Origin of the sequence: Bacillus sp. 105MF, assembly GCF_000374885.1 — a bacterium.
GTDB lineage: Bacteria > Bacillota > Bacilli > Bacillales > Bacillaceae_G > Bacillus_A > Bacillus_A pseudomycoides.
In genome coordinates this window covers 1-6,601 of record NZ_KB895643.1, presented here as the reverse complement: position 1 = coordinate 6,601, position 6,601 = coordinate 1, and the positions used below count along the sequence as shown (strand labels likewise).

Annotated in this window: 5 protein-coding genes and 4 pseudogenes; 1 reads left to right on the top strand and 8 read right to left on the bottom strand. The window is 37.0% G+C overall.

The features are described from left to right. From C564_RS35945 to C564_RS0130775, 6 genes and pseudogenes are all read right to left on the bottom strand, one after another. Window positions 1-150: pseudogene (locus C564_RS35945) on the bottom strand (group II intron reverse transcriptase/maturase); the annotation flags it as partial. 519 nt (window positions 151-669) lie between these two features. Next, a pseudogene (locus C564_RS33100) lies at window positions 670-1,713 on the bottom strand (IS4 family transposase); the annotation flags it as partial. A gap of 67 nt (window positions 1,714-1,780) precedes the next feature. Continuing rightward, the gene (locus C564_RS0130790) at window positions 1,781-2,911 is read right to left on the bottom strand and encodes an MFS transporter (RefSeq protein ID WP_018768132.1); all 1,131 of its coding nucleotides are present in this window, start codon (window positions 2,909-2,911) and stop codon (window positions 1,781-1,783) included. Window positions 2,912-3,029: 118 nt separating this feature from the next. After that, entirely contained in the window at window positions 3,030-3,656 is a 627-nt protein-coding gene (locus C564_RS0130785) for an FMN-dependent NADH-azoreductase (RefSeq protein WP_018768131.1), read from the bottom strand. Between the two features lie 70 nt (window positions 3,657-3,726). Continuing rightward, window positions 3,727-4,311: a DUF3238 domain-containing protein gene (locus tag C564_RS0130780; protein ID WP_018768130.1), complete on the bottom strand. Its 585-nt coding sequence runs from the start codon at window positions 4,309-4,311 to the stop codon at window positions 3,727-3,729. A 129-nt stretch (window positions 4,312-4,440) separates the two neighbouring features. Further along, on the bottom strand, window positions 4,441-5,025 hold the full coding sequence (locus C564_RS0130775) for a DUF3238 domain-containing protein (protein WP_018768129.1): 585 nt from the start codon (window positions 5,023-5,025) through the stop codon (window positions 4,441-4,443). A 153-nt stretch (window positions 5,026-5,178) separates the two neighbouring features. Here C564_RS0130775 and C564_RS0130770 point away from each other — a divergent pair, with 153 nt between their 5' ends. After that, on the top strand, window positions 5,179-5,652 hold the full coding sequence (locus C564_RS0130770; protein ID WP_018768128.1) for a MarR family winged helix-turn-helix transcriptional regulator: 474 nt from the start codon (window positions 5,179-5,181) through the stop codon (window positions 5,650-5,652). A gap of 279 nt (window positions 5,653-5,931) precedes the next feature. Here the strand turns inward: C564_RS0130770 and C564_RS35940 are convergent. Next, window positions 5,932-6,318, bottom strand: a pseudogene (locus tag C564_RS35940) (IS4 family transposase); the annotation flags it as partial. A 143-nt stretch (window positions 6,319-6,461) separates the two neighbouring features. Beyond that, window positions 6,462-6,601: pseudogene (locus tag C564_RS36525) on the bottom strand (group II intron reverse transcriptase/maturase); the annotation flags it as partial.

Below are 6,601 nucleotides of genomic sequence, written 5' to 3'. Positions count from 1 at the left end.
GTTTTTCCTCGCATGCTGATATGCTTCGTGGAGGGTTGTTAGTTTGGTAATGTGGGAAAATAGTCCCCAAAACCGATGCGTAGGTTCAGACTTCGCCTTTTGATAGATTCGTCGCCTTAGTTCCTGCAAAGTAATAGGTGTTTTTGTCATGGCACCCTTGCCTCCTTTGGTCGTACGAAATGTTTACAGGTTCGGACCCTTTCCTCCCCGCGCGTTTTGCTGCACGCAGATCTCTGGTACTACGATCCGTTCCGCCACCCTGACACCTACCGTTCTCACTTTCCGATCGCGGTTATAGAGACGGTCTCCTCGATGAGGTTTCTTCATCGGGTGTCCAGGGCTTCTCCAGTTTCCACATTATCTTTCTCTCCATGTCGCCGCTGATACCCCGCCGGTGAGAACTGCCGTTCCAGACTCGTTTCGGTCAGTTCTTGCTGCTTTCGCACGTTATCGACCGTCTCAGCCACCGGAATTGCGTGTAACGAGGCTACGTCTACGTTCACTGTACGTTACAACCTGGAGATTTGCCCACATGCCTTTTGCATGTGATGTCAGAAGGCTTCGCCATGTCGCTTTCACTTCATGGCGCCTCTCAGGCTACGGGAGTGGAGTCTATTCTCCCGATTGGACTTTCACCAACTAGATAATGTGTCCTTATCTGGACACGCCAATTTGCCATCGTAAGGAGTAAAAATCGTATACTTGTTCCTTTGGTAAATATTCCAAAGGAATATTCGTAATATAAAAGTTAATTGCACTAAGCCGCTTACTACGTTCTTTATAGGTAATTTGCTTCTTATGTTCTTTAGATGCTAAATCCTTTTGTCTACGTTTCATTTGCGGTTCAGTTAACTTATACAGAATTATTCTTGCAGGAAGCTTTTGATACATTCCAATATAAATTTCAGGAATTTCATATGTTTCACCTGGTTGTAATTGATCAATAAATTTCTCCATATCTAATTGAATGTACTCAGAATGTTTTTTTATTGTTCCATTTTGAAAGTATTCAGGATCTTTGTTTTGCTGATATATACGAGTATTGAGCTTAAGTCGTGAGGTGAAATAGGCACCGTGCTCGTCTATAGTATGTAAATCGTTTAAGTCAAAGTACCCTAAGTCACGTATACATACATCCTGCGGTTGGAGAGATTTTAGACAAGTAGAACCATATGTTTTATCATTGTGCTTTCCAGCACCCACATGAACATGTAGAAACTGGCCACTTAACAAATCGTACTCTAATTGAATTTTCACACCGGCACTTTGACCACTACCACCTGAACCTTGATATGTAGCAGTGAATTTATCTGGAGTCTGAAAATGTGTAGAATCCAATACACGAATACGTCGAAAATAGTTTGTATACAAAGTTGGAATCTTGCTAGAAGAACAAAATTGCTGATGGAGTAAAGAAGCTAATATTTGTTGCAGAAACTGTACAGCTCGAGAGTTAAAACGTTGGTTGAGTCCTTCTGGACTCATAGAAATACCTGTGTTAGCTTCTAATCGACTACTTAGTTGTGTCAATGAAGTGTTTGCTATGTTTTCGCTTAACCAAACACAAAGAGCTACTAAATCTTGTGCACGATATTTACTTTTTCGTTGAACAAATCCTATCTCTCTAGCAAATTTCTCCAAAGCATATGGTGACATATATCGCTGCAACTCTTTAGAAAACAATTCTAGTTCATCAGAAATCGATAAATTCATAGCCAAAACGCCATCCTTTCTGTATATTTCTACAAAAAGAATAGCGCTTTTTTCGTAAATTTAAAAGTTATGTTAGCGTCTTTTTTACAAACAAAATAAAAATTAACAGACTAACAAACCCAGAGACAGCACAAACAATGAATAGCATTTGATATCCCATGAGTTGTGAAACAAATCCTAGAAGAATGGATCCTAAACCAATCCCTAAATCAAAAGCAGTAAAAAATGTAGCGTTCGCTATTCCTCTTTTCTCTGGTGAAGCTAATCGTATCATGGCTACTTGAAGAGCAGGTTGTGCTGATCCGAATCCAATCCCATACAAAATAGCTGTAATAACTAGTCCAACAATCCCATTTGTCATTGCTAGAACTAATAGTGCGGCTATCAGTGTAAACAGCGCAGGAATAATAATGATTCCTTCTCCATATTTATCGGATACCTTCCCCGCAAATGGTCTAACTACTGTAAGTGTGACAGCATAAACTAAGAAAAAAGTACCAGCATTAACTTGGATTTTTGCCGCAAACAGTGGTAAAAATGTTGTAATGCCACCAAAAGTAAGAGATAGGAAAAATGTAACAATAGCGATTGGTAAGAGTGTTTTTTCAAAAAATGATATTGTTTTTTTTGATGCATGTTGAATTGATGGTATTTTTGTACCAAGTGCAAGTATGAATGCAACAAGTGCTAATCCTGTACATAAAAGAAATAGATAATGGAATGAAAATGATTTTATTACCCAAAGACCTAATACTGGTCCTAAAGCCATACCTAAAGTCATGGCAAGTCCATACCATCCCATTCCTTCTCCACGACGAGATTGTGGAATAACATCCGTCACAGCCGTTCCTATCGAAGTTGTAGCAACTGCCCAGCTGATTCCATGGAGAATACGTAAGATCACTAAAAATATAACCCCTGTTACCCAATCATAAAAATACATTGTAATTGCGAAAAATAGTAGTCCACTTATTATAAATACCATTCGACCATATCGATCCATTAATCCTCCAACAATAGGACGAAAAATGACTGCCGATATTGTAAATACCCCAATAATAAATCCAACTTGAGATTCACTTCCACCTAATTTTTTAATAAACATAGGTAGTGTTGGCATTAGTAAATAAAAACCACTAAATAGTAATAATGCTGTAATTGTCAGCATTATATAGTTTTTTGTCCATAAACGATCCATTGTAATGTAATCCTTCTTTCTATTGGTTCAATCAGTAGCGAGATATGTGAATAAAAAAGCAGTACCGCCGCTATAAAAGGTTTGGTACTGCTATATTCAGTGAAGAGTGTTTTGTTAATTAGAACGTACTTGCTACTTTAACAGCCTTTTCAAGCCCTGTAGAAATAATTTCTTCTGCTTTATCAGGGAATTGGTTGTGACCTTCAATCACTACTTTCTCCATATCTTTTACACCGAAGAAGTTCATCATACTTGCTACATATTTAACAGCCATTTCCATTGCAGCTTTTGGTCCTTCAGAATATACACCGCCACTTGCGTTTAATAATGCAATTTTTTTATTTCCAATAAGACCTACTGGACCTTCTGGCGTATATTTAAATGTTTTGCCAGCGCGGTTTAAGTAATCAATATATGTGTGTAGTACAGCTGGAATTGTTAAGTTCCATAAGGGAAAACCAAACACAACTTTATCAGCTGCAAGGAATTGATCTAAATATTTATCAGCAACAGCTACTGCTTTTGCTTCTTCTGCTGTTAAATCAAATCCTCTACTAGCCTTAAATGTACCGTTAATCATATCTACACCTACATACGGTAATTCTTCCTTGTATAAATCAAGCTCTACCACTGTATCATTTGGATGTGATTCTTTATAGCTTGCTAAAAAAGCCTCGTATAATTTCACACTAACTGCCTGATCTGATGGGCGATTGTTTGCTTTTACAAATAAAACTGTTGTCATTCTTTTTTCCTCCTGTTACTCACTCTTTTATGTTGTTATATATTTATTTAATAAGGTATTATATTGTTCTTTATAGTATCTTTTTAAAACTATACTCCATGTCTCCACCTAGAGCTTCAGCTGTATCACCAGTTTCTCTGAAGTCATGTGTATGAATTTTCTCAAACTGACCAAAATTTACTTGCTTATAAAATTCATAACAAGGGAATCCATCATGTGCACCTTCAATATCGACAGTACCATCTTTTTGAACATGTACAGTTAATAGGTAGTCAACAGGAGGTGCATATACATTTAATGGATTGCTAGCACTTGCACTCATTTTAAATTTGACGTCATTTGACCCCCATACAACATCAGTGTACAAAATATTTTCCGTACTAGCTTTTCCTGTTCTCTTATTAACGGAACCATCAGGAGTTGTGATTCTTTCTGTTGTTATGCCGGTATTCGCATATGTGAAAATTTCTTTTTTATAAAAATCTACAACTATTTCTTGTTCAATTCTGGAACGCATAGCGTTTACAGCATATGGTGTAAATTCACGTGAGTCACCTTCGAATTGAATCACGTTTCCTGTTTGAGCATCCTTCTTAGGTTCAGTCCAAGACATTGGAATAAATACACTTGCTCTAACTTTAACGATATTAGTCATGAGACACACCTCTGCAATTCTTAATTTTATTTTGGGTAATAATAGTATTGACCCATTGAGCAAAACAGATCGCAATTTCTTTCGTATAAATAATTTTGCTGCTTGTAAACTTCTATTCAGTATTTATATCTAGATTGTCGTTTTAAAACTGTATTCCATTTCCCCAGCTAGCGCTGCTGGAGTGTCACCAGTTTCTCTGAAATCATGTGTATATATTAATTCAAATGGACCAAAATCTGTTTGTTTATAAAATTCATAGCAGGGGAACCCATCATGTGCACCTTCAATATGTGCAAACCCACATTTGTTAACGTGTATAGTTAATACATAGTCAGCTGCAGGTGCTGCTGTATTTAAAGGATTGCTGGCACTTGCACTCATTTTAAAAGAAACTTCATCAGTACCCCACACAACATTAGTGCATACAATATTTTCTGTGCCTGTTCTCCCTTTTTTATACTCGATAGAACCATCTGGATTTGTAATTTTCACAGTTACGATACAAGCATTTGCATGTGAAAAAATTTCTTTTTTATAAAAATCAATAATCACTTCTTGCTCTAATCTTGACCGCATTGTGTTTACAGCATAAGGTGTAAATTCACGTGCATCACCAGTATATTCAAAAAGTTTTCCTGTTGTAGGATCTTTAATAGGTTCTAACCAAGCATACGGGGCAAACACACTTCCTCTAATTTTCACGATGTTAGCCATGAGAAACCTCCATAATTTATTAATTTTTGTTTCGTTGAATCCCTTATATCTCTTATAACTAATTATAGTCAATTTGATTGACTATATGCCATATAGTACAATAGAAACCAGATGTAGTCAACCGTATTGACTTTATTCGAGGAGGTTTTATGTATGATTCATCAAGTATTTAGTGAATTGGACCTTACGTCACTTTTGTCATTATCCTTTAGCGCATCAATCAATGAACTACATGACAAATTGAGTGAATTGGGATTTGGAGATATTAGACCTGTACATGGTTTTATGTTTAAATGTATCACTCCTAATGGAGCGACAGGTATAGAACTAGCCGAATATTTAGGAATTACAAAGCAAGCTGTGAGTAAAATGGTGGATTATCTTGAGAAAAGTGGTTATGTAATGCGCAAAGCTCATCCAACTGATAAGAGAGGGAAAATTATTGTTTTGACCGAAAAAGGTTGGCTAGTAGTGCAAGCAAAAGAGAAGATACTAACTGAAATTGAACAACGTTGGATTGAAAACATAGGCGCTGAGAGAATGCAAATGCTCAAGGAAGATTTAACAAAGTTAGTTTATGAAGCAAATGAGGGTAAATCATCATCGAGGTTAAGACCTGTCTGGTAAATAATGAGTTTATAAAAGGGGACTAACCGTGCACCCATCAAGTTAAGATATCATAATACCCCCAAAACGAAAAATCTTTGCATGTTGATCATTTTTATCGTTTTGGGGTAACTCGTCCTTGTTAGCTTGATGGATATGTGGTGCTACCCCATCGCTATCAAGCTAAGCTCATACAACGTCAATTATAGTAGAGGTTATTTCTTCTTTTCTAAAGGCTACATATAGGGAATTTAAAGATTTTCATACGAAATAAACCCTAACGGGTTTCATTTTTTTGAATTAAGCCGCTTGATTATCAGACATGGTACAATTGTAAATGACACCTAATATATCAAAGATTGTTTTCTTCTCATAACGATGTGATTTTCGCCCGTTTTGCTGTAGGAGGTTGAACAGGCGAATTAGAATCTTTGATAGCTCTTGGGTGTCTTTTTGTATAGCTTGGAAAAGAAGAAGAAAGTAATCTTTAATCATGTATATGGCCTTATATTCACTCAGTTCTCGTTTCTTTTTCATAAGAAGTAATTGCCGCATTTGAAACATGGTAGAAGAACAGAGTAGAATAGCAATCAGTTGCCCATACAAATGGCATTCCAATCGTTCTCGTTTTATCTTTTTACAATGATGAATATGGAAGAATGATTTCCACGTTTTAAATAAAATCTGTCGGGTAAAGAACTGGCGCAGTATCGGTTATGACCCGTTTCCAGCTCCTCCCCATAAGAACTGCTCGTGAGGTTTTCCCTCAAGCAGCTCACCCCATAAACTTCATCAAAAGGGTTATGAGACCTATCAAATGGCAGACACTTTCATCGGTATCCCTCTGCACTTTTGAGGGAATGGACTTTCCAGTCCCAGTAGAGCCCCAGTACACCATAGAGATATTCATTACTCCATCTCTGCCATCCGATGCTACGCTTTCGTCGCCGTTTCCTTCTCGTCAGCAATG

Bases quoted from the DNA above. Each gene is read 5' to 3' on its own strand.
- C564_RS0130790 (WP_018768132.1), bottom strand. From the start codon at position 2,911: ATGGATCGTTTATGGACAAAAAACTATATAATGCTGACAATTACAGCA.
- C564_RS0130785 (WP_018768131.1), bottom strand. From the start codon at position 3,656: ATGACAACAGTTTTATTTGTAAAAGCAAACAATCGCCCATCAGATCAG.
- C564_RS0130780 (WP_018768130.1), bottom strand. From the start codon at position 4,311: ATGACTAATATCGTTAAAGTTAGAGCAAGTGTATTTATTCCAATGTCT.
- C564_RS0130775 (WP_018768129.1), bottom strand. From the start codon at position 5,025: ATGGCTAACATCGTGAAAATTAGAGGAAGTGTGTTTGCCCCGTATGCT.
- C564_RS0130770 (WP_018768128.1), top strand. From the start codon at position 5,179: ATGATTCATCAAGTATTTAGTGAATTGGACCTTACGTCACTTTTGTCA.